This window comes from Streptomyces sp. NPDC016459, from assembly GCF_040632845.1.
Classification (GTDB): Bacteria; Actinomycetota; Actinomycetes; order Streptomycetales; family Streptomycetaceae; genus Streptomyces.
The window spans coordinates 400,400-422,635 of the sequence record NZ_JBEYCR010000001.1 but is presented as its reverse complement, the minus strand read 5'-3'; the positions used below and the strand labels follow the sequence as shown (position 1 = coordinate 422,635).

Below are 22,236 nucleotides of genomic sequence, written 5' to 3'. Positions count from 1 at the left end.
GCGAGGGCCCGCCTACCCGTACAGCTCTCCCAGGCCCCGGGCCGCCTCCGCGAACCGCTTCCGGAGTGTGTCCGGGGCCAGCACCTCCGCCTCCGGGCCCAGACCGAGGAGCTGGCCGAAGGCCACCTCCTCGTTCTCGACGCGAAGGCTCACCCGGAGGCGGCCGTCGGCCTCGGTGGTGCCCGCCGCGAGGGCCTCCTCGGCCGCCGCCCGGTCCGTCACGTACGGAAGCCGCCGCGCTCCCGCCGCCGTCAGACGCAGGACCGCCTCGGCCCGGAGCAGGGAGCGCGCGAACTCGTGGGAGCGGTCGGACCAGAACGCGGGCAGGTCGAAGTCCGGATCCCGTTCGAAGCGGTCCTCGCCCACCGACACCGCCGTGAACCGGTCCACCCGGTACGTACGGAACGAGCCGTCCGTCCACGCGCACGCGTACCAGACGCCCGCCTTCAGGACGAGCCCGTACGGCCGCAGCTCCCGCTCCACCTCCGTACCGCCCCCGCGCCGGTAGCGGACCCGGACGCACCGGTCGTCCCAGACCGCCTCCGCGAGCGCCGGGAGCAGTTGCGGGGTCACCGGCTCCTGGTACCAGCCGGGCGCGTCCAGGTGGAAGCGCTGGGCCGCCGTGCGGGGCGCGTCCCGCAGCGAGGGCAGGAGTGCCGCCGACACCTTGAGCCGGGCCGCCGACGCCGCGTCCTCCAGGCCCATGTCCCGCAGCGCGCCCGGCAGTCCGGACAGGAACAGCGCCTCGGCCTCGCCGCGCGCCAGGCCGGTGAGACGGGTGCGGTAGCCGCCGACCAGCCGGTACCCGCCGGTCCTGCCCCGGTCCGCGTACACCGGAACCCCCGCCTCGGAGAGGGCGAGGGCGTCACGGGTGACGGTCCGTTCGGACACCTCCAGCTCATCGGCCAGTTCGGCCGCCGTCATCGAGGGACGGGACTGGAGCAGCAGGACCATCTTGATCAGCCGGGCGGCACGCATGAACCCATCATGCGTGCCCGCACGGACAGTCGGGCCTCAGAGGCCGTAGCGCTCGCGCGCCTCCTTCACGGACGTCGCCCGCACCTCGCCGCGCCGCGCGAGCTGCGCGAGCGCCGCGACGACGATCGACTGGGCGTCGACGCCGAAGTGGCGGCGGGCCGCGTCACGGGTGTCCGACAGACCGAAGCCGTCGGCGCCCAGCGAGGACCAGTCCTGCTCGACCCACTGCGCGATCTGGTCCGGGACCTGGCGCATGTAGTCGGAGACGGCGAGGACCGGGGAGCCGACGCCCTCCAGGGCCCGGCGGATGTACGGCACCCGCTCCTCGCCGCGCAGCAACGCCGCGTCGGCCTCCAGGGCGTCGCGCCGCAGCTCCGTCCAGGAGGTCGCGGACCACACGTCGGCGCCCACGCCCCACTCGGCGGCGAGCAGCTTCTGCGCCTCCAGGGCCCAGTGGATGGCCGTACCGGAGGAGAGGAGCTGGATGCGCGGGGCGTTCGCCGGGAGGTCGAGACCGGCCGACTCCGCCGTGTTGAAGCGGTAGAGGCCCTTGACGATGCCCTCGTCGATCCCGGCCGGCTTGGCCGGCTGCGGCATCGGCTCGTTGTAGACGGTGAGGTAGTAGAAGACGTTCTGGTCCTCGCCCTCGGCGGCCTCGCCGTACATCCGGCGCAGACCCTCCTTGACGATGACCGCGACCTCGTAGGCGAACGCCGGGTCGTACGTCAGCGCCGCCGGGTTCGTCGCCGCGATCACCGGCGAGTGGCCGTCGGCGTGCTGGAGGCCCTCACCGGTCAGGGTCGTACGGCCCGCGGTGGCGCCGACGAGGAAGCCGCGGCCGAGCTGGTCGCCGAGCTGCCACATCTGGTCGGCGGTCCGCTGCCAGCCGAACATGGAGTAGAAGATGTAGAACGGGATCATCGCCTCGCCGTGCGTGGAGTACGCGGTGGAAGCGGCGATGAAGTCGGCCATCGAACCGGCCTCGGTGATCCCCTCGTTGAGGATCTGGCCGTTGACGGCCTCCTTGTAGTACATCAGCTGGTCGCGGTCGACCGGCTCGTACGTCTGGCCCTTCGGCGAGTAGATGCCGAGGGACGGGAAGAGGCTCTCCATGCCGAAGGTGCGGGCCTCGTCCGGGACGATCGGGACCCAGCGCCTGCCGGTCTCCTTGTCCCGGATCAGGTCCTTGATGAGCCGTACGAACGCCATCGTCGTCGCCATCGACTGCGAGCCGGAGCCCTTGTCGAAGGCGGTGAAGGCCTTCTCGGCCGGGGCCGGAAGCGGGGCGAGCGGCTGGGTGCGGCGGGCCGGGGCCGGGCCGCCGAGGGCCGCCCGGCGCTCCTGGAGGTAGCGGACCTCGGGGGAGTCGGCGCCGGGGTGGCCGTAGGGCACCTGGCCGTCGGTGAACTGCGCGTCCGAGATCGGCAGGTCGAGCAGGTCGCGCATGTTCTTGAACTCGTCGTTCGAGAGCTTCTTCATCTGGTGGTTCGCGTTCTTCGACGCGAATCCCTCACCGAGCGTGAAGCCCTTGACGGTCTGCGCGAGGATGACCGTCGGCGCGCCCTTGAACTCCAGGGCGGCCTTGTACGCGGCGTACACCTTGCGCGGCTCGTGGCCACCGCGCGAGAGGTGGAAGCACTCCAGGATCTTGTCGTCGCTCAGCAGCTGCGCCATCGCGACGAGCGCCGGGTCCTTGCCGAAGAAGTCCTGGCGGATGTAGGCGGCGTCGCGGGTCTGGTACGTCTGGACCTGCGCGTCCGGCACCTCGCGGAGGCGGCGGACGAGGGCGCCGGTGGTGTCGAGCGCGAACAGCTCGTCCCAGGCGTTGCCCCACAGCGACTTCACGACGTTCCAGCCGGCGCCGCGGAACTGGGCCTCCAGCTCCTGCACGATCTTGAAGTTGGCGCGGACCGGGCCGTCGAGGCGCTGCAGGTTGCAGTTGATGACGAAGGTCAGGTTGTCCAGACCCTCGCGGGCGGCCAGGGCGAGGGCCGCGGTCGACTCGGGCTCGTCCATCTCGCCGTCACCGAGGAACGCCCACACGTGCGAGGCGGAGACGTCCTTGATGGCGCGGTTGGTCAGGTAGCGGTTGAAGCGCGCCTGGTAGATCGCGGAGAGCGGGCCGAGACCCATGGAGACGGTGGGGAACTCCCACAGCCAGGGGAGGCGGCGCGGGTGCGGGTAGGAGGGCAGGCCGTTGCCGCCGGACTCCTGCCGGAAGTTGTCGAGGTGGGCCTCGTTCAGGCGTCCGTCCAGGAACGCGCGGGCGTAGATGCCGGGGGCGGCGTGACCCTGGATGTAGAGCTGGTCGCCGGAACCGACCGCGTCTCCGGAGTCCTTGCCCTTGAAGAAGTGGTTGAAGCCGGTCTCGTACAGCCAGGCGGCCGAGGCGAAGGTGGCGATGTGGCCGCCGACGCCGTACTTGGAGCCGCGGGAGACCATCGCCGCCGCGTTCCAGCGGTTCCAGGCGGTGATCCGGCGCTCCATGTCCTCGTCGCCGTCGAAGTCGGCACCCGTCGGCTCGGCGGAGGTCGGGATGGTGTTGACGTAGTCCGTCTCCAGCAGCTTGGGCAGGGCCAGGCCCGCGCCCTCCGCGTGCTGGAGCGTGCGGCGCATCAGGTAGGCGGCCCGGTGGGGGCCGGCGGCCTTGGTGACGGCGTCCAGGGAGGCCGCCCATTCGGCGGTCTCCTCGGTGTCACGGTCCGGGAGCTGGTCGAGCTCGCTCGGAGTCTTGCCTACGGGATCGGTCATGATCGCCGCCTTCCGGACAGGTGGGGTGGAGAAGGGGTGCCGTGTCTGGCAGGACAGGGCGAAGGGCCGGGTAGCGGCCCGCCGAAGACTGTAAGCCTCCGATCGATGATCGATCAAAGGGTTGAAGGGGAAAACCTCTTCAGATCGAGAAAGTAGGCACAGGGTGCCGCGAAACAGGGCACCCGGTGCCTGGTTTTCCCGCCGTTTTCGCAGGTGGGAGCAGCTTTCTGAGAAGGTGCCCGCACGAATGAGCGGGCCCACCGGACGGTGGACCCGCTCACTGTGCGTACGGCTATGGCTTCAGGCCCTCGGCGCGCAGCCCAGCACATGCGCCTTCACCAGCGCACCGATGTTCGGATCGCCCCTGCGGAAGGCCTCCACCAGCTCCTGATGCTCCTCCGCGTACGACTTCTGGACCGTGCCGAGCCAGCGGATCGACAGGGCCGTGAAGACCTCGATGCCCAGCGTCTCCCAGGTGTGCAGGAGCACGCCGTTCCCCGCGGCCTTCACCAGCTCCCGGTGGAACGCCACCGTGTGCCGTACCTGCGCCGTGCCGTCGGAGGTCGCGTCCGCCTCGTACAGGGCCGCCACGTGCGGCTCCAGGGCCGAGCAGTCCGCCGCGAGCCGCCGGGCCGCCAGTTCGGCCGCGATCTGCTCCAGACCCGCGCGTACGGGGTAGCTCTCCTCCAGGTCCGCCGCGGTCAGATTGCGGACCCGGACGCCCTTGTTCGGCGCCGACTCGATCAGGCGCAGCGACTCCAGCTCGCGCAGCGCCTCGCGGACGGGGGTCTGGGAGACCTCCAGCTCGGTCGCGATCCGGCGCTCCACGATCCGCTCGCCCGGCTTCCAGCGGCCGCTGACGATCCCCTCCACGATGTGCTCGCGGATCTGTTCGCGCAGCGAGTGGACGACGGGGACGGTCATGAAGGCTCCTCAGGGAGTGTTGACCCTTAGACAATACGGCGGCGCCCCCGCCCGGAAACACTTCCGGACGGGGGCGCCGCAGGTGAGGCTCGTTACGTTGCCAGTCGGGCGTACGGCCCTCACACGGCCTTACAGGCCGAGGTCGACCTCGAACTCGCCGGCCTCCAGGATCGCCTTGACCGCCGTCAGGTAGCGGGCGGCGTCTGCGCCGTCCACCAGACGGTGGTCGTAGGACAGCGCGACGTACGTCATGTCGCGGATCGCGATCGTCTCACCCAGGTCCGGGTGGTCGATGACGACCGGACGACGCACGGTGGCGCCGATGCCCAGGATGGCGACCTGGTTCGGGGGCACGATGATCGTGTCGAACAGGACGCCGCGCGAACCGGTGTTGGAGATGGTGAAGGTCGCGCCGGCCAGGTCGTCCGGCGTGATCTTGCTGGCGCGCACGGCACCGGCCAGCTCCGCGGTCTTCTTCGAGATGCCGGCGATGTTGAGGTCGCCCGCACCCTTGATGACCGGGGTCATCAGACCCTTCTCGGAGTCCACCGCGATACCGATGTTCTCGGTGTCGAAGTAGGTGATCGTGCCCTCGTCCTCGTTGATCCGGGCGTTGATGACCGGGTGGGCCTTCAGCGCCTGGGCCGCCGCCTTCACGAAGAACGGCATCGGGGACAGCTTGACGCCCTCACGGGCGGCGAAGGCGTCCTTCGCGCGGCCGCGCAGCTTCATCAGCTTGGTGATGTCGACCTCGACGACCGAGGTCAGCTGGGCCTGGCCGTGCAGCGCCTTCATCATGTTGTCGCCGATGACCTTGCGCATGCGGGTCATCTTGACGGTCTGACCGCGCAGCGGGGAGGTCTCGAGGGCCGGGGCCTTCGCGGCTGCCGGAGCGGCGGCGGGGGCCGGGGCGGCCTTCTTGGCCTCGGCGGCCGCGAGGACGTCCTGCTTGCGGATACGGCCGCCGACGCCCGAGCCCTTGACGGCGCCCAGGTCGACACCGTTCTCCGTGGCGAGCTTGCGGACCAGCGGGGTGACGTACGCGCCGTCCTCGGCCGGAGCGGCCGGAGCCGCGGGGGCGGGGGTGGCGGCAGCCGGGGCGGGAGCCGGAGCCTGGGCGGGAGCCGGGGCCGGAGCGGGGGCAGCCGCGGCCGGGGCGGCGGGGGCAGCCGCGGGCGGGGCGGGGGCAGGGGCCGGGGCGGCCGGAGCCTGGGCGGCCGGGGCCGGAGCCGGGGCGGCGGGCGCGGCCGGAGCGGCGGCAGCCGGAGCCGGGGCCGGGGCGGCGGGGGCGGCCGGAGCGGCACCCGCGACGCCGATGACGGCCAGCTTGGCGCCGACCTCGGCGGTCTCGTCCTCGGCGACGACGATCTCCAGGAGGACACCCGAGGCCGGGGCCGGGATCTCGGTGTCGACCTTGTCCGTGGAGACCTCGAGCAGCGGCTCGTCCTCCGTGACCTCCTCGCCGACCGACTTCAGCCAGCGGGTCACGGTGCCCTCGGTGACGGACTCGCCGAGCGCCGGCAGCACGACGTCGGTGCCCTCGGCGGAACCGCCGCCGGCAGCCGCCTCGGCCGTCGGGGCCGGAGCCGGGGCCTCGGCCTCGGTGGACGGCGCGGCGGCCTGCGGCTCGGGCGCCGGGGCCTCCTGCTGCGGGGCGGCCTCGGCGGCCGGAGCGGCCCCGGCCTCGGCGGGGGCGGCCTCGGCGGCCGGGGCGGCGGCCTCGGCCGGGGCGCCGGAGCCGTCGTCGATGATGGCGAGCTCGGCGCCGACCTCGACGGTCTCGTCCTCGGCGACCTTGATGGAGGCCAGGATGCCCGAGGCGGGGGCCGGGATCTCGGTGTCGACCTTGTCGGTCGAGACCTCGAGCAGCGGCTCGTCGGCCTCGACACGCTCACCCTCGGCCTTGAGCCAGCGGGTGACGGTGCCCTCGGTGACGCTCTCGCCGAGCGCCGGCAGGGTTACGGAAACCGACATGGTTTCAGTTGCTCCTAACGAATTGCGGAATGTGGTCGTCGCGCCCTGTGATGACGTGAGCGTCAGTCGTGGGAGTGCAGCGGCTTGCCGGCCAGGGCCAGGTGGGCCTCGCCGAGCGCCTCGTTCTGCGTCGGGTGGGCGTGGATGAGCTGCGCGACCTCGGCCGGCAGCGCCTCCCAGTTGTAGATCAGCTGCGCTTCGCCGACCTGCTCGCCCATGCGGTCACCGACCATGTGGACGCCGACCACGGCACCGTCCTTGACCTGGACGAGCTTGATCTCGCCCGCGGTCTTGAGGATCTTGCTCTTGCCGTTGCCCGCGAGGTTGTACTTCAGGGCGACGACCTTGTCCGCGCCGTAGATCTCCTTGGCCTTGGCCTCGGTGATGCCGACGGAGGCGACCTCGGGGTGGCAGTACGTCACCCGGGGCACACCGTCGTAGTCGATCGGGACGGCCTTGAGGCCGGCCAGACGCTCCGCGACGAGGATGCCCTCGGCGAAGCCGACGTGCGCGAGCTGGAGCGTCGGGACGAGGTCGCCCACGGCCGAGATCGTCGGCACGTTGGTGCGCATGTACTCGTCGACCAGGACGTAGCCGCGGTCCATCGCGACGCCCTGCTCCTCGTAACCGAGACCGGCGGAGACCGGGCCGCGGCCGATGGCGACGAGCAGTACCTCGGCCTCGAAGGTCTTGCCGTCGGCGAGGGTGACCTTGACGCCGTTGTCGGTGTACTCGGCGGCCTGGAAGAAGGTCCCGAGGTTGAACTTGATGCCGCGCTTGCGGAACGCGCGCTCCAGGAGCTTCGAGCTGTTCTCGTCCTCGACGGGGACGAGGTGCTTCATGCCCTCGATCACCGTGACGTCGGTGCCGAAGGACTTCCACGCGGAGGCGAACTCGACGCCGATGACACCGCCGCCGAGGATGATCGCGGACTCCGGGACCCGGTCGAGGGTCAGCGCGTGGTCCGAGGTGATGATCCGGTTGCCGTCGATCTCCAGGCCGGGGAGCGACTTCGGCACGGAGCCGGTGGCGAGGAGGACGTGACGACCCTCGACGCGACGCCCGTCGACATCGACGGAGGTCGGGGAGGAGAGACGGCCGGCGCCCTCGATGTAGGTCACCTTGCGGGAGGCGACGAGACCCTGCAGACCCTTGTACAGGCCGGAGATCACGTCGTCCTTGTACTTGTGCACGCCCTTGATGTCGATGCCCTCGAAGGAGGCCTTGACACCGAACTGCTCGGCCTCGCGCGCCTGGTCGGCGACCTCGCCGGCGTGGAGCAGGGCCTTCGTCGGGATGCAGCCGTTGTGCAGGCAGGTGCCGCCGAGCTTGTTCTTCTCGATCAGTGCGACGTCCAGGCCCAGCTGCGCTCCGCGCAGGGCCGCGGCGTAACCGCCGCTACCGCCGCCGAGGATCACTAGGTCGAAAACGGTGCTGGCGTCGTTCGCCACGTCACGTCCTCCATGCATGTGCGCTCGTCGCCGGTCTTCAGCGACCGGGCGGCGGCTGGTGTTCGGCCGCTTTATTTCGGCCCTGTGGTGGGGGCCCTGTCCTGCCGAGAACCCATCTTCGCACTTGTTGACGGATGGCGGGACGCGGGGCCGGGCTCTGAGACGGCCGATCGTCCGTACGGAGGGCTGACCGGGGCGTACGGACCTACGGATTTCGTCGCGAGCGGAAGTCGGCGACGGGGACGGCCCCGGGCGCGAGGCCCGGGGCCGTCCCCGTCACGGTGTGCTCAGATCTCGCCGGCGGCCGTGCGCTCGGCCAGCTTCACCAGGGTGCGGACCGAGGAGCCGGTGCCGCCCTTCGGGGTGTAGCCGTACGGGGCGCCCTCGTGGAAGGCGGGGCCCGCGATGTCCAGGTGGGCCCAGGTGATGCCCTCGCCCACGAACTCCTGGAGGAACAGACCGGCGACCAGGCCGCCGCCCATCCGCTCACCCATGTTGGCGATGTCGGCGGTGGGGGAGTCCATGCCCTTGCGCAGGTCCGCGGGGAGCGGCATCGGCCAGGACGCCTCGCCGACCTCCTCCGCGATCTCGTGGATCGCCGAGCGGTAGTCGTCGTCGTTGGCCATGATGCCGAAGGTGCGGTTGCCGAGCGCCAGGACCATGGCGCCGGTCAGGGTCGCCACGTCGACGATCGCGTCCGGGTGCTCCTCGGAGGCCCGGGTCAGCGCGTCGGCCAGGACGAGACGGCCCTCGGCGTCGGTGTTGAGGACCTCGACGGTCTTGCCGCTGTACATGCGCAGCACGTCACCCGGGCGGGTGGCGGAGCCGGACGGCATGTTCTCGGCGAGGGCGAGCCAGCCGGTGACGTTGACCTCCAGGCCGAGGCGGGCCGCGGCGACGACGGACGAGAACACGGCGGCGGCGCCGCTCATGTCGCACTTCATCGTCTCGTTGTGGCCGGCCGGCTTCAGGGAGATGCCGCCCGAGTCGTAGGTGATGCCCTTGCCGACGAGGGCGAGGGTCCGCTCCGCCTTCGGGTGGGTGTAGGCGATCCGGACCAGGCGGGGCGGGTTCTCGGAGCCGTTGCCGACACCGAGGATGCCGCCGTAGCCGCCCTTGGCGAGCGCCTTCTCGTCGAGGACCTGGACCTTGAGGCCGTGCTCCTTGCCGGCGGCCTGGGCGGCGGCGGCGAAGGCGGCGGGGGTCAGGTCGTTCGGCGGCATGTTGATCAGGTCGCGGGCGCGGTTGATCTCCTCGGCGACGGCCTGGGCGCGCTCGGCGGCGGCCTTGTGGGCCTTGTCGCGCGGCTTGGCGCCGAGCAGGGCGACCTCGGCCAGCGGCTTCTTCGCGTCCTTGCCGTTCTCCTGGTACGCCGTGAAGGCGTAGGCGCCGAGCAGGGCGCCCTCCGCGATGGCGGCGGCGTCCTCGGCGGCGGCGATCGGCAGCGCGAACGCGGCCTTCTTCGCGCCGGTCAGGGTGCGGGCGGCGGTGCCGGCGGCGCGGCGCAGGATCTCCGCGCCGAAGGACCCGCCGTCCTCGGGGGCGGCGCCCAGGCCGACGGCGAGGACGACCGGGGCCTTGAGACCGGCGGGGGCGGGCAGCTTGGTCGCCTCACCCTCGGCACCCGAGGCGCCCAGGGTCTCCAGGACGGCGGCGAGCCGGCCTTCGAAGGCCTTGTCGACGGCCTCGGCGCCCGGGGCGACGACGAGCGTCTTCCCGGACTTCGCGACGCCGACGACGAGGGCGTCGGCGCGCAGGGTCGCCGCGCCGGCAGTGCTGAGAGTGAGAGCAGTCACGGTGGTGAAATCTCGCTTCCATTGAGTTCTGTGGCGGTCGAGGGATAGGCCGACCGTGCCCGCCGCATCGTATTTCGGCCCGGAGAGCGCCGAGAACGAGCCTACGCTCGCTCATCCTGTTCGCTCACGGCGGCGCTGATTCACTCATCCGTGGTGTCTCTTTCATGTTTACCGTTCAGGCTCGGAGCGCTCCTTCACACTCGCCATCAGTCACGCGAGGACGACGCCCTCGTCCTCGCATCATCTGCAGCATCACCACAGGTCCACCGTTTCCGTGCCCGGGCGCGTGCGGACCTGCCGAGGGGGGACACCACCTGATGGACTCCGGCCGAATCCGTACGCCCAGAACCGCGCCTCGCGCCGCCCGCACCGCCCGGGTCGCGGCCCTCGCCGCCGCCGCGCTGCTCGCCACCGTCGTCCCGTCCGCACAGGCCGTCACGGCGCCCGTGCCCCGGACCGACCTCACCGTGCTCGTCGTCGACGACGGTGGCAGCGCGGTCGGCGCGATCACCGCCGAGCTGAAGGGCTCCGGCGTCCCGTACCGCAGGATCGACCTCGGCGACCCGAACCGGCCGGTCCTCGACACCGCCTTCCTCAGCGATACGGTCGACGGGCGTCCCCGCGCGAAGTACCAGGGCGTCGTCCTGCCGCACGAGAGCGCCTTCGGGCCCGACTCCGCCGAGCACACCGCCCTCCAGGCGTACGAGCGGACCTTCGGGATCCCGCAGGTCGACGCCTACACCTGGTCGCACCCGGGGGTCGGACTCGACTACACCAACGAGGGAGGCCGGTCCGGCGTCCTCGACGGGACCACGGCCGGCGTCACCGCGGCCGGCCGGGCGGGCCCCTTCCGGTACCTGTCCGGAGCGCTCACCTTCGAGGACAACGACCCGACGATCGCCGAGAGTTACGGCTACGCGGGCCGTCCCCGCGCCGGCTACACCAGCTACCTCGACGTCCCCGTCGACGGCGGCGGCCGGGCCAGCCTCGTCGGCGAGTACGCCGCGGACGGACGCCGCGAACTCGTCGTCACCTTCGCCTACAACCAGTACCAGCGTCAGTTCCGCGCCCTCGCCCGCGGCATCGTCGAATGGCTCACCCAGGGCGTCCACCTCGGACAGAGCCGCAACTACCTCTCCGTCCACGTCGACGACGTCTTCGCGCCCGACGCCCGCTGGGACCCCGCGCGCAACTGCACCCCCGGCGACTTCGACTGCGTCGGCGACGAAGGCGAGGGCGAGAACCCGATCCGGATGACGGTCGCCGACGCCCAGTACGCCGCCGCCTGGCAGAAGTCCTCCGGCTTCACCCTCGACATGGTCTACAACGGCGGCCAGGGCGAGCAGTGGAAGACCGAGCACGGCAGCGACCCGCTCACCGACCGGCTCGTCGCGGACCGCGCCCAGTACCGGTGGATCAACCACACCTACACCCACCCCTTCCTCGGCTGCGTCCAGGACAACACCGTCGTCCCCTGGCAGTGCGCCAAGGACGCCTCGGGCAACACCCTCTGGGTCGGCCGTGCCGCGCTCTCCGCCCAGATCCGCGACAACCACAACTGGGCCGTCGGCAAAGGCATCCCGGTGGACCGGGGCGAACTCGTCACCGGCGAGCACTCCGGCCTCAGGACCCTCCCGCAGCAGCCCGCCGACAACCCCCACCTGGCCGGCGCCCTCGCCGACAACGGCGTCAAATGGCTCGCGAGCGACAACTCCCGCGAACCGCAGCAACGTTCCCTCGGCACCGCCACCGGCGCCGCGAAGACCGTGCCCCGCCACCCCATGAACGTGTACTACAACGTGGGCACCGCCGCGGAGATGACCGACGAGTACAACTGGGTCTACACCTCCCGCGCCGACGGCGGCAGCGGCGTCTGCGAGGCCGACCCGGCCTCCACCTGCCTGCCCGCACCGCTCCCCACCACCACCGGCTACGCCGACCACATCGTCCCGCAGGAGGCCAGGACCGCCCTCTCCCACGTCCTCGGCAACGACCCGCGCCCGCACTACGCGCACCAGTCCAACCTCGCCGAGGAACGCCTCCTCTACCCCGTCCTCGACCGGGTGCTCGCCGACTACCGCGGCCTGTTCGCCCCCAGCGCCCCCGTGGTGAACCCGCGCCAGAAGGACGTCGGCACCGAACTGGAGCGCCGCGCCGCCTGGGACCAGGCCCTCGCCGCCGGAAAGGTCACCGCCTACCGCATCGGCGCCAAGGTCACCGTCAAGGTGCCCGCCGGCCTCACCGCGCCCATCACCGCCCCCGAGGGCACCCGCAAGCAACTCCTCCTCGGCAGTACGGCCTTCGGCGCGCCGTACGCGGGCACCCGCTCGGCCTGGACCACACCCGAACTGCTCCAGACCAGCGTCACACTCATGCTCCCGACCGCCTGACCAGCACGTTCTGGGGGGAACGCACATGCCGAGCAGTGGCCGTCACGTCACCATGCTCACCGAAGGCACCTATCCGCATGTCCACGGCGGCGTCAGCACCTGGTGCGACCAGCTCGTCCGAGGCATGCCCGAGGTCCGCTTCGAGATCCTCGCCCTCACCGGCAGCGGCCGCGAACCCGTCACCTGGGAGCTGCCGCCCAACGTCACCCGGCACACCGCGTACCCCCTCTGGGGACTCCCGCAGGGTCCGGCCGCGTCCGCTCGCGCGCGCCGGCCCCTGCGGGGGCGCGCCCGCCGCCGCTTCCTCGACGCGTACGAACGCCTCCTGCTCGCCCTCCTCGACCCGGAGGCGGGCTGCGACTTCGGCACCGGCCTGTACGAACTGGCCGAACTCGCCCGGCAGGGACGGCTGACCGGCGCCCTGCGCTCCGAGGCGGCCCTGCGCTCCCTGATGTGGATCTGGACCATGCCGCACCTGCCGACGCTCGCGGCCCGGCCCACCGTCCACGACGCGCTCACCGCCACCGACCTGCTCGAACACGCCCTGCGCCCGCTCGCCGCGCGGATATCCACCGACGGCGTCGCCCACGCCGTCTCCAGCGGCCTCGCCACGCTGCCGGCGCTCGCCGCACAGCACTTCGAAGGAGTGCCCTTCCTGCTCACCGAACACGGCATCTACCTCCGCGAGCGCTACCTCGGCTACCGCACCGAGGCGCAACGCTGGCCCGTCAAGGCCCTCATGCTCGGCTTCTACCGCGAGCTCAACACCCTCGGCTACCGCAAGGCCGACCTCATCACCCCCTGCAACCAGTACAACCGGCGCTGGGAGGAGCGCGGCGGCGCCCCCGCCGACCGCATCCGGACCGTCTACAACGGCGTCGACCCGGCCGCCTTCCCCGAGGCCGGCCCCGAACCCGAGACGCCCACCCTCAGCTGGTGCGGACGCGTCGACCCCATCAAAGACCTCGAAACCCTGATCCGGGCGTACGCCATCTGCCGCGCCGAACTCCCCGCGCTGCGGCTGCGGCTCTTCGGCCCCGTCCCCGCGGGGAACGAGGACTACCTGACCCGCCTGGAGAAGCTCGCCGCCGAACTCGGCGTCACCGACGGCCTCACCTTCGAGGGCCGGGTCTCGGAGGTGCCGCGCGCCTACGCGGCCGGCAGCGTGGTCATGCTCTCCTCCATCAGCGAGGGCTTCCCCTTCTCCCTCATCGAGGCCATGTCCTGCGGGCGCGCCACCGTCTCCACCGACGTCGGCGGGGTACGGGAGGCCGTCGGCGACACCGGGATCGTCGTCCCGCCCCGCGAACCGGCCGTCATGGCCGCCGCCGTCAGCGAACTCCTCCGCGACGGGGCCAGGCGCGCCGAACTCGGGCGACGCGCCCGGCAGCGGGTGATCGACCGGTTCACCCTGCACCGCTCGGTCGACGGCTTCCGGCAGATCTACCGCGAACTGGCGGGGGCCCGGCCTCCGCGGCCGGCCCCGGCCGTCACCTTCGCGCCCCTGCGCCTGCGCGTCCCCACTCCGCGCCGCACCCCCGCGGCCCTCGTCACAGGAGGCACCCCGGCGTGAGCGGCTCGCTCTGGCTGAAACCCCCGGCGACCGGCACCCCGCTCCCCGCGATCCCGCGCCCCCGCCGCTCCTCCGACGGCCCGTCCACGCCCTCCGACGGCCCGTCCACGCCCTCCGACGGGTCTCCCGCGCCCCCCGGCGCGTACCCGACCGCCCCCGGCGCCCCGCCTCCCGCCGGGGACGGCCTCGCGGCCGATCCGCTCGACGAACTCGTCGCGCGGATCGGAGGGCTGGCCGCGGTCGCCGTCCACCCGGACGAGATCGCCGCCCTCCTCGAATCCGACGGCATGACGGACGACCACATCCGGCTCACCTACGGCCGCGCCGACTCCTTCGCCCTCGGGGAGGACCTCTACGCGCGCGTGGAGCGGCGCCACCCCGCACCGGCGCCACCGCCCGGCGGCGCCTGGCACAGCGGGCTCGCCGGCTGTCTCCTGCGCGGGCTCGTCTTCGCGCTGCCCGGCCTCGCGTACGTCCTGGCCGCGCCGCTCCTCGCCGGGGAGCCGGGCCGCTTCGGGCTCCCCGGCGGAACGGTTCCGCTCCTCGCGGGGGCCGTCACCGGCTGGGTGTGGAACCAGGCCCTGTCCCACCGTGCGTACACCTGGCTCGGTCTCGGCGACCGGGCCGCCGCCGCCCGCGCCCTGCTCACCGGCGCGCCCGCGGGCGCCCTCGCCGGTACGGCCGTCGCCTTCGCGGCCGCCGCGCCCGGCGAGACCCCGGCGGCCCTCTTCGCCGCCGGGCAGTCGCTCTACCTCGCCGCCGCGACCGTGCTCCTGGTCCTCGGCCGCGAACGGGCCCTGCTCTGCGCCCTGCTGCCGCTCGCGGGGGCCCTCCCCGCCTTCCGCTGGGACCTGCCGGGCCCGCTGCGCGCCGCGCTCCTGCTCGCCGCGCTCACCGCCGGCGTCGTCCTCGCCGCGCTCGTCCTGCGGCCGGGCGCGCGTCGCGGCGCGGCCGGACGCGGCGGCCCCCCGCGCGCCGCGTCCCTCCCGTACGGCCTCTTCGGCCTCGGCAGCGGGCTGTTCGTCCTCCAGGCAGGCATCGGCGACACCCTGGTGAGCGGCGCGGGCGCCGTCATCGCGCTCACCCTCTCCATGGGCCCCGCGGAATGGCTGCTGCACCGCTTCCGGGGCGAGAGCCTGACCCGGCTGCGGACCCTGACCACCGCCCGGGAGTTCCGCCGGGCCGTCACCGGCACCCTCGTGCTCTGCCTCGGCGGCTACCTCACCGCCCTCGCCGCCCTCACCCTCGCCGCGACCCTGGTCTGGCCCGGGGCTCCCTGGCCGACGCCGCCACGGCTCGTCACCCTGCTCCTGATCGGGACGGTGCTCTGGCTGGGGCTGCTGCTCCAGGCCTTCGGAGCGGTGCTCAGCGCGGCCGTCGTCTGTCTGCTCGCGGCCACCGCGCAGTCCCTGACACCCGGAGCGGACCCGGTGGCGGCCGGGGGAGCGGCGGCGGTGCTCGCCGTCCTCACCTGTGCTCTGCTGGTACGACCGACCGCCCACCGCGTCTAGGGGATCCGGACCGTGAATCGTCTCCTCCTGGTGCCGTTCTACGAGCACCCGGCCGACCGCCCCGAGGCCTGGTCGGCGCTCGTCGACGCGGCGCCGTCCCTGTACGGCGTCGTCGTCAACCCGGCGAGCGGCGCGGGCGAGGCCGCCGACCCGGCGTTCGCGGAGGCCGCCGGACGGCTGAAGGCGGCCGGGGTACGGCTCCTCGGGTACGTGGACACCGACTACGGGCGCCGCCCGCACGCCGAGGTCGTCACCGACCTCCTCCGCCACCGCGACTGGTACGGCACCGACGGGGCCTTCCTCGACCAGGTGGCGACCGCGCCCGGCGCCCTCGCCCACTACCGGCGGGTCGCGGTCGCGGCCCGGTCCGCCGGAGCCGCGACCCTGGTGCTCAACCACGGGGCGCACCCGGACCCCGGTTACGAGGAGTTCGCCGACCTCCTCGTCACCTTCGAGGGCCCCTGGGACACGTACCGGACGCTCGACCTGCCGGCCGCCGCCCACTACTGCCACCTCGTCTACGCGGCCCCGCCCGGCGTCCGCCCGGTCACCCCGGTGCACTGCGCGGTCCCCGGCACGGGCGCGCACCCCTGGGGCACCCTTCCGCACCTCCTGGAGCCCGCCCGATGAGACGACTGCTGCCCCTGCTCGCGGGCCTGCTCCTCCTCGCCACCGCGTGCACGACGGGCCCCGACCCCGACCCCAAGCCCCGGGCGGAGCGGTGGCGGCCGCAGCCGGGCCTCGCCTGGCAGTGGCAGCTCAGCGGACGCCTGGACCCCACGGTCGACGTCCCCGTCTACGACATCGACGGCTTCGACCACCCGGCGTCCACGGTCGCGGACCTCCACCGCCGCGGCCGCAAGGTCATCTGCTATCTCTCCACCGGCGCCTGGGAGGACTTCCGGCCGGACGCCGACCGCTTCCCGAAGTCCGTCCTCGGCGAGGGCAACGGCTGGGAGGGCGAACGCTGGCTCGACATCCGCCGCACCGACGTCCTCGAACCCCTCATGGCGCAGCGCCTCGACATGTGCCGCACCAAGGGCTTCGACGCCGTCGAACCCGACAACATGGACGGCTACCGCAACCGCACCGGCTTTCCCCTCACCGCCGCCGACCAGCTCCGCTACAACCGCCTCATCGCCCGCCTGGCCCACGACCGCGGCCTCGCGGTGGGCCTCAAGAACGACCTGGACCAGATCCCGCAGCTGCTCCCCGACTTCGACTTCGCGGTCAACGAACAGTGCGCTGAGTACGACGAGTGCGACCTCCTCGCCCCGTTCGTCGCGGCGGACAAGGCGGTCTTCCACGTCGAGTACGAGCTCAAGACGTCCGAGTTCTGCCCCCAGGCCCGGAAGCTGGGCCTCAGCTCCATGCAGAAGCGGTACGAGCTGGGGGTGTGGCGCCGGCCGTGCTGACGATGTAGCAGGTGGCCCGGCCCCCGCCCCGCGCCGTCCAGGCGCCCTGGGACGACCAGGTGTACCAGTGGCTCCCGGAGCGGGGGCGGTACGTCCCGTCCGCGCAGGCCCGCCCGGCCCGTTCCCTGGCCTCTCCGACCCCGGGATAGGCCCCGGCGAGTGCGGCGGCGGTACGGGTGAGGGGTCTGATCACGCCTGCATGACCGGGCGGCGGCCCCGATGGTTGCCCGGCGGCCGGTCACGGATGGGTCACCCCAGGGCCAGCGTCACCAGCGCCGCCGTCGCCGCCGTCTCCTCCACCGCCCCGAAGACGTCCCCGGTCACCCCGCCGAACCGCCGTACGCACCGGCGGAGGATCAGTGCCGCCGCGGCCAGGGCCGCGCCCGCCGCCAGGACGTCGTGGACGGCGTCGTACGGGGAGAAGAGGAGGCCCGTCGCCGCGCACGCGCTCAGGACGAGCGCCGTCGTGAGGGTGGCGGCGCGGACCGGGACCGTGGCGGCGACGATCGCGCCGAGGCCCTCCGGGCGGGCCGCCGGGACGCCGTGGCGGGAGGCGTGGGTGAGGGCCAGGCGGGCGACGGTGGCGGCGAGTACGGCGCCGGCCGCGCCGTGCGCCCAGCTCTCCCCGTACAGCTCGAAGAGCGCGGCGACCTGGGCGAGCAGGACGAGGAGCAGTGCGATGACGCCGAACGGGCCGACGTCCGACTGCTTCATGATGCGCAGCGCGTCCCCCGCGGGTTTGGCGCTGCCGAGGCCGTCGGCGGTGTCAGCTAGGCCGTCGAGGTGGAGGCCCCGGGTGAGGACGGCGGGGACGGCGGTGGTGACGACGGCGGCGAGCAGCGGGCCGGAGCCGAGCAGCAGGAACGTCCCGCCGAGTGCGCCGGCGCAGAGGCCGACGGCCAGTCCGGCCACCGGGGCGCACAGCATGCCGGCGCGCGCCGCGTCCCGGTCCCAGCGGGTGATGCGGGCGGGGAACACGGTGAGGGTGCCGAAGGCGAAACGCAGGCCGTCCATCCGGGCAGGGTAATCGCCGACTCGGGACGGTAGATTGCCCATACGCCGCATACCGCGCATCTCGGAACGGGGTGGCATGGGTCACTGGTTCTCCCGCAACATCCTCGAGCCGGGGAAGCTCCCGATGCTGCTCGCGCTGACCTCGTTCGTCGTGACGTTCCTGGTCACACGGTCCGTCACCCGGCTCATCCGGGCGGGCCGGGGACCCTTCGGGAACGTCTCCTCCGGTGGGCTCCATATCCATCACGTCGTGCCGGGAGTCGTCCTCACCGTCATCGGCGGGTTCGGCGCGGTGGGCAGCGACCGGCACGGCGTCGGCGGGGCCGTCTTCGCCGTGGTCTTCGGGATCGGCGCGGGGCTGGTCCTCGACGAGTTCGCGCTCATCCTCCATCTCGACGACGTGTACTGGACGGAGGAGGGCCGCAAGAGCGTCGAGGTGGTCGTCCTCACCGCGGCCCTGGCCGGCCTCGCCCTGAGCGGCTTCTCCCCGCTCGGCGTCGACGACATGACGGCCGACGAGCGCCAGGACCGGGTCACCTTCCTGCTCACCCTGGCGCTGAACTTCCTGCTCATCCTGATCACCCTGGTGAAGGGCAAGTTCCGGATGGCCGTCCTCGGGGTCTTCGTCCCGTTCGTGGCGATCGTCGGGGCCGCCCGCCTCGCCCGCCCCGGCTCGTGGTGGTCCCGGCGGTTCTACGGGCGCCGCCACCGCGCACGGGCCCGCTCCCGGCTCCGTACGTACCGTCACGACAGGCGGTGGACCAAGGTCCGGCGCCGTGCTCAGGACTTGATCGGCGGCTTCCAGGAGCGGGCCCCGGGCCGGGGCTCCACTCCCTCCTGACCGCGCTCCCGCCACGCCTGCACCCCGATCAGGACGAGGATGCCGGCGATGGCCGCCAGATGCTCCTTGCCCGCCAGGTTCGGCTTGACGATCACCTCCACGACCATCGCCACGACCACTGCCCCGCCGGTCCACACGGCCCCGTACCGCCAGCAGACGTAGACGGCGAGACCGACCACGGCCGCCGACGGCCCGGTGTCGACGACCCGCGCGTCGGACGCGGGCAGCCCGAGCGGGCCTTCCGGGCCGAGCGCGATGCCCACGCGCGCGTACAGCGTCCCCGCGAGGGTCGCCAGATAGGCGATGCCGAGCGTCCGCCACCGCCCGAGACAGATCTCGGCGATCCCGAACACCAGCAGGACCTGCGCGAGCGCCCCCCACACGGGCAGGTCGAGCGCTGGTACGAAGAGCGAGAGCGGTGTCCTGAGCAGCGCGAGCCACAGCGGGTCCTCGGCCCGCACCGACCCGATGTCCTGCACCGGTTGGTAGCCCCAGTCCTGGTTCTGGACCAGCTGGAAGAGGGCGGTGAGGCAGACGGCGGCCAGCGTCATCGGGACCGCCCTCCACCGCCGGGCGGTCAGCGCCGTACGTACGGTGGTGAACAGCGGGCCCCACTCCCGGCGGGCGAAGGCACCCCGGGTCCCGCTCAACGCCCGCTCTCCAGATGTCTGCGGTGCAGCCACTTCGGCAGCCCCGGCGCCTCCAGGAAGCCTTCGGCCCGCCCGGCGGCCAGGCCGATGCGCAGCAGGTCGGCACTCTTCTCGAAGAGCATGAATCGGGGCTCCCAGATCGGTCGGTACTTGGCGTTGGCGCGGTACAGCGACTCGATCTGCCACCAGCGGGAGAAGAAGCTGAGCAGCGAACGCCACATGCGCAGCACGGGCCCCGCCCCGAGCTTCGAGCCACGTTCGAAGACGGAGCGGAACATCGCGAAGTTCAGCGACACCTGAGTGATCCCGATCTCTTCTGCCCGCTGGAGGAGTTCGATGACCATGAACTCCATCAGCCCGTTCTCGGCGTCCCGGTCACGACGCATCAGGTCCAGCGAGAGCCCCTTCGGACCCCAGGGGACGAAGGACAGCACCGCCCGGAGCTCGCCCTGTCCGTCGGTGCACTCCAGCATCACGCAGCGCCCGTCCCGGGGGTCGCCGAGCCGGCCGAGCGCCATCGAGAAGCCGCGCTCGGTCGCCCCGTCCCGCCAGTCGTCGGCCTTGCGGAGCAGCGCGGCCATCTCCTCGGCCGGGATGTCCTCGTGGCGCCGGATGCGCACCTCGTACCCGGCCCGCTTGACCCGGTTGAACGCCTGCCGGACCGTCCGCATGGCCCGCCCGTCCAACGTGAACTCGCCTGTCTCCACGATCGCCTCGTCGCCCAGCTCCAGGGCGTCGAGCCCGTGCCGGGCGTAGATGGTGCCGGCCTCCTCGCTCGCGCCCATCACCGCCGGGATCCAGCCGTGCTCGCGCGCCTCGGCCAGCCACGGTTCGATGGCGCCCGGCCAGGCCTCCGGGTCGCCGATCGGGTCGCCCGAGGCGAGCGACACCCCGCCGACCACCCGGTAGGCGATGGCGGCCTTCTCGCTCGGCGACCACACGACGCTCTTCTCGCGGCGTAGCGCGAAGTAGCCGAGCGAGTCGCGGTCCCCGTGCTTGTCGAGCAGGGCCCGCAGCCGCTCCTCGTCCCCCTCGGTCAGCGGATCGACGGCCCGCCGCGAGCGGAAGGCGGCGAACAGCACCGCGAACAGCAGCAGGGTGGACAGGACGTTGATGGTGACGTCGACCCAGCCGGGGGTGGAGATCCCGGGGATCCGCGAGTCGTCGGCGGCCAGGGTGACGAGCCGCATCACGCCGTACCGCCAGCGCTCCAGGAAGGTGGAGGGGGCGGTGGAGGTGTTGGTGGCGGTCACCAGGACGGCGGCGAGCAGCGAGGTGACGAGCAGCCCGCCGACGGCCACGGCCGCCGCGAGCGGCGGGTTGGAGCGGTCGCCCTTCGCGTAGAACTCCTTGCGGCCCAGCAGCAGCGCCAGGACGAAGGCGGCGGTCAGGACCAGCGAGATCCAGTTCTGGGCGTGCCGGCGGATCTCCGGGAAGAGCATCACCAGCGCGAACAGCAGCAGGAACAGGCCGCCGAGCACCATGTTGAGGATCCACGCGGCCCGCTTGCGGCGCCGCATGGTGATCGCCAGGAAGAGGGTGAAGACCCCCGAGGCGAAACCGGCCGTGAGCATGTACGGGGTGAAGTAGTTGTCCTCGTTGTGGCGGCGCAGGTCCTGTCCGAGCGAGACCCAGACGGCACTCAGGAGATTGATGAACGTGACGACGCGCAGGTACCAGACAGCGAACGCGGCGCTGCGGCGCGAACGGGCGCTGGTGCCGCGGGGTGTTGCTTCGGCAGACAAGCGGACTTCTCCCATGAAAAGCGATCATATGGGGCATCGCTTGTCGTGCGGAGACGCCGGAGGCGGCCACGCGCACGTGGCGCGTGGCCGCCCCGGAGTCGACGTGCCCGTCCCGCTTCCCCTCAGACCGCCGCAGCGCCCTCGTCGTCCGGAGTGGTCGGATCCGGACGCTCGGGCAGCTCCGCCGCGAACGCGGCGGCGGCCCTGACGAGGGGAAGTGCGAGCAATGCCCCGGTTCCCTCACCCACATGGACGCCGTGATCGAGGAGAGGGTTGAGCGCCATCCGGTCCAGAGCCTTCGCCTGCGCCGGCTCCCCGCTCACCTGCCCCGCCAGCCACCAGTCCGGCGCCCGGAACGCCGCCCGCTGCGCCACCAGCGCGCAGGCCGCCCCCACCACGCCGTCAAGGACCACCGGCATCCGCCGCACCGAGGCCTGGAGCAGGAAACCGGTCATCGCCGCCAGATCCGCCCCGCCGACCGCCGCCAGCAGCTCCAGCTGGTCACCCAGGACCGGCCGGGCCCGCCGCAGCGCGTCCCGGATCGCCGCACACTTCCGCATCCACGCCAGATCGTCGATCCCGGCGCCGCCCCGGCCCGTCACCACGGACGCGTCCGTCCCGCAGAGCGCCGCGATCAGCGTCGCCGCCGACGTCGTCCCGCCGACGCTCAGATCGCCGAGCACCACCAGATCGGTGCCCGAGTCGGCCTCCTCGTCGGCGATCGCGATACCGAGGCGGACCGCCGCCTCCGTCTCCTCGACCGTCAGCGCGTTCTCCACGTCGATCCGGCCGCTGCCGCGCCGCACCCGATGGCGCACCACCTCGGCCGGCAGCAACTCCGGATCGCAGTCGACACCGGCGTCCACGACCCGTACCGGCACGTCCGTCGACCGGGCGAGCACGGCGATCGGGCTCAGCCCGTCCAGGACGGCCCGCACCAGCTCGTGCGCGGTGCCCGCCGGGCGGCCCGACACACCGAGCGAGGCGACCCCGTGGTCGCCCGCGAACAGCACCACCCTCGGCTGCTCGATCGCCCGCACCTTGACCGAGGCCTGGGCGGCCGACAGCCACTCACCGAGCTCGTCGAGCCGGCCGAGCGCCCCCGGCGGCACGGTCAGCCGTTCACGGCGCTCCTCGGCGTCACGCCGGATCCCGCCGTCGGGGCGCTCGATCAGATCGGAGAAGTCGTCCAGATTCACGGGTACCGCCTTGAGACACATCAG

The 22,236-nt window shown here is 72.7% G+C and carries 17 protein-coding genes; 7 read left to right on the top strand and 10 right to left on the bottom strand.

Features of this window, described 5'->3' with window-relative positions:
• Positions 1-12: 12 nt before the first annotated feature.
• The 6 genes from ABZ567_RS01880 to ABZ567_RS01855 all read right to left on the bottom strand — a co-directional run bounded on the left by ABZ567_RS01880 (position 13) and on the right by ABZ567_RS01855 (position 9,874).
• Positions 13-978: a YafY family protein gene (locus ABZ567_RS01880; protein WP_360783392.1), complete on the bottom strand. Its 966-nt coding sequence runs from the start codon at positions 976-978 to the stop codon at positions 13-15.
• A gap of 36 nt (positions 979-1,014) precedes the next feature.
• Complete coding sequence (aceE, locus tag ABZ567_RS01875) at positions 1,015-3,729, bottom strand: pyruvate dehydrogenase (acetyl-transferring), homodimeric type (RefSeq protein WP_360783389.1); 2,715 nt, start codon at positions 3,727-3,729, stop codon at positions 1,015-1,017.
• Positions 3,730-4,029: 300 nt separating this feature from the next.
• On the bottom strand, positions 4,030-4,653 hold the full coding sequence (locus ABZ567_RS01870; protein WP_073806834.1) for a GntR family transcriptional regulator: 624 nt from the start codon (positions 4,651-4,653) through the stop codon (positions 4,030-4,032).
• Between the two features lie 129 nt (positions 4,654-4,782).
• On the bottom strand, positions 4,783-6,627 hold the full coding sequence (gene sucB / locus ABZ567_RS01865) for a 2-oxoglutarate dehydrogenase, E2 component, dihydrolipoamide succinyltransferase (RefSeq protein WP_360783387.1): 1,845 nt from the start codon (positions 6,625-6,627) through the stop codon (positions 4,783-4,785).
• Positions 6,628-6,689: 62 nt separating this feature from the next.
• Positions 6,690-8,078 carry a dihydrolipoyl dehydrogenase gene (lpdA, locus tag ABZ567_RS01860; protein ID WP_360783384.1) on the bottom strand — a complete coding sequence of 463 codons (1,389 nt, stop codon included), beginning with the start codon at positions 8,076-8,078 and terminating at the stop codon, positions 6,690-6,692.
• A gap of 287 nt (positions 8,079-8,365) precedes the next feature.
• On the bottom strand, positions 8,366-9,874 hold the full coding sequence (locus ABZ567_RS01855; protein ID WP_360783382.1) for a leucyl aminopeptidase: 1,509 nt from the start codon (positions 9,872-9,874) through the stop codon (positions 8,366-8,368).
• 317 nt (positions 9,875-10,191) lie between these two features.
• Between ABZ567_RS01855 and ABZ567_RS01850 the strand changes: the two genes are divergently transcribed.
• From ABZ567_RS01850 to ABZ567_RS01825, 6 genes are read left to right on the top strand one after another with little or no spacing between them, the layout of a single operon-like run.
• Entirely contained in the window at positions 10,192-12,264 is a 2,073-nt protein-coding gene (locus ABZ567_RS01850) for a hypothetical protein (protein ID WP_360783380.1), read from the top strand.
• Between the two features lie 25 nt (positions 12,265-12,289).
• Positions 12,290-13,837, top strand: coding sequence for a GT4 family glycosyltransferase PelF (gene pelF / locus ABZ567_RS01845; protein ID WP_360783378.1), 1,548 nt, complete (start codon positions 12,290-12,292; stop codon positions 13,835-13,837).
• Positions 13,834-15,348 carry a hypothetical protein gene (locus tag ABZ567_RS01840; protein WP_360783375.1) on the top strand — a complete coding sequence of 505 codons (1,515 nt, stop codon included), beginning with the start codon at positions 13,834-13,836 and terminating at the stop codon, positions 15,346-15,348. The genes pelF and ABZ567_RS01840 overlap by 4 nt, the downstream gene beginning before the upstream one ends.
• A 12-nt stretch (positions 15,349-15,360) precedes the next feature.
• Positions 15,361-15,978, top strand: coding sequence for a spherulation-specific family 4 protein (locus ABZ567_RS01835; protein ID WP_360783372.1), 618 nt, complete (start codon positions 15,361-15,363; stop codon positions 15,976-15,978).
• Positions 15,975-16,763 (top strand): endo alpha-1,4 polygalactosaminidase, encoded by a 789-nt coding sequence (locus ABZ567_RS01830; RefSeq protein WP_360783369.1) that lies wholly within the window; start codon positions 15,975-15,977, stop codon positions 16,761-16,763. The genes ABZ567_RS01835 and ABZ567_RS01830 overlap by 4 nt, the downstream gene beginning before the upstream one ends.
• 11 nt (positions 16,764-16,774) lie before the next feature.
• Complete coding sequence (locus tag ABZ567_RS01825) at positions 16,775-16,912, top strand: hypothetical protein (protein WP_360783366.1); 138 nt, start codon at positions 16,775-16,777, stop codon at positions 16,910-16,912.
• Between the two features lie 100 nt (positions 16,913-17,012).
• On the opposite strand, the gene ABZ567_RS01820 is transcribed toward ABZ567_RS01825, so the two are convergent.
• Entirely contained in the window at positions 17,013-17,777 is a 765-nt protein-coding gene (locus ABZ567_RS01820; protein WP_360783363.1) for an adenosylcobinamide-GDP ribazoletransferase, read from the bottom strand.
• A 76-nt stretch (positions 17,778-17,853) separates the two neighbouring features.
• Between ABZ567_RS01820 and ABZ567_RS01815 the strand changes: the two genes are divergently transcribed.
• Positions 17,854-18,618 carry a hypothetical protein gene (locus ABZ567_RS01815; RefSeq protein ID WP_360783360.1) on the top strand — a complete coding sequence of 255 codons (765 nt, stop codon included), beginning with the start codon at positions 17,854-17,856 and terminating at the stop codon, positions 18,616-18,618.
• Here ABZ567_RS01815 and ABZ567_RS01810 read toward each other — a convergent pair.
• The 3 genes from ABZ567_RS01810 to cobT form a co-directional block, all read right to left on the bottom strand.
• On the bottom strand, positions 18,558-19,268 hold the full coding sequence (locus ABZ567_RS01810; protein ID WP_360783357.1) for a hypothetical protein: 711 nt from the start codon (positions 19,266-19,268) through the stop codon (positions 18,558-18,560). The genes ABZ567_RS01815 and ABZ567_RS01810 overlap by 61 nt on opposite strands.
• Complete coding sequence (locus ABZ567_RS01805; protein ID WP_360783354.1) at positions 19,265-21,028, bottom strand: phosphatidylglycerol lysyltransferase domain-containing protein; 1,764 nt, start codon at positions 21,026-21,028, stop codon at positions 19,265-19,267. The genes ABZ567_RS01810 and ABZ567_RS01805 overlap by 4 nt, the downstream gene beginning before the upstream one ends.
• A 107-nt stretch (positions 21,029-21,135) precedes the next feature.
• On the bottom strand, positions 21,136-22,212 hold the full coding sequence (gene cobT, locus ABZ567_RS01800; RefSeq protein WP_360783352.1) for a nicotinate-nucleotide--dimethylbenzimidazole phosphoribosyltransferase: 1,077 nt from the start codon (positions 22,210-22,212) through the stop codon (positions 21,136-21,138).
• Positions 22,213-22,236 lie beyond the last annotated feature (24 nt).

Coding starts and splice junctions, on each gene's coding strand:
- aceE (WP_360783389.1), bottom strand. CDS start 3,729: ATGACCGATCCCGTAGGCAAGACTCCGAGCGAGCTCGACCAGCTCCCG.
- pelF (WP_360783378.1), top strand. CDS start 12,290: ATGCCGAGCAGTGGCCGTCACGTCACCATGCTCACCGAAGGCACCTAT.
- ABZ567_RS01870 (WP_073806834.1), bottom strand. CDS start 4,653: ATGACCGTCCCCGTCGTCCACTCGCTGCGCGAACAGATCCGCGAGCAC.
- ABZ567_RS01815 (WP_360783360.1), top strand. CDS start 17,854: ATGGGTCACTGGTTCTCCCGCAACATCCTCGAGCCGGGGAAGCTCCCG.
- ABZ567_RS01830 (WP_360783369.1), top strand. CDS start 15,975: ATGAGACGACTGCTGCCCCTGCTCGCGGGCCTGCTCCTCCTCGCCACC.
- ABZ567_RS01805 (WP_360783354.1), bottom strand. CDS start 21,028: ATGGGAGAAGTCCGCTTGTCTGCCGAAGCAACACCCCGCGGCACCAGC.
- ABZ567_RS01820 (WP_360783363.1), bottom strand. CDS start 17,777: ATGGACGGCCTGCGTTTCGCCTTCGGCACCCTCACCGTGTTCCCCGCC.
- ABZ567_RS01880 (WP_360783392.1), bottom strand. CDS start 978: ATGCGTGCCGCCCGGCTGATCAAGATGGTCCTGCTGCTCCAGTCCCGT.
- ABZ567_RS01850 (WP_360783380.1), top strand. CDS start 10,192: ATGGACTCCGGCCGAATCCGTACGCCCAGAACCGCGCCTCGCGCCGCC.
- sucB (WP_360783387.1), bottom strand. CDS start 6,627: ATGTCGGTTTCCGTAACCCTGCCGGCGCTCGGCGAGAGCGTCACCGAG.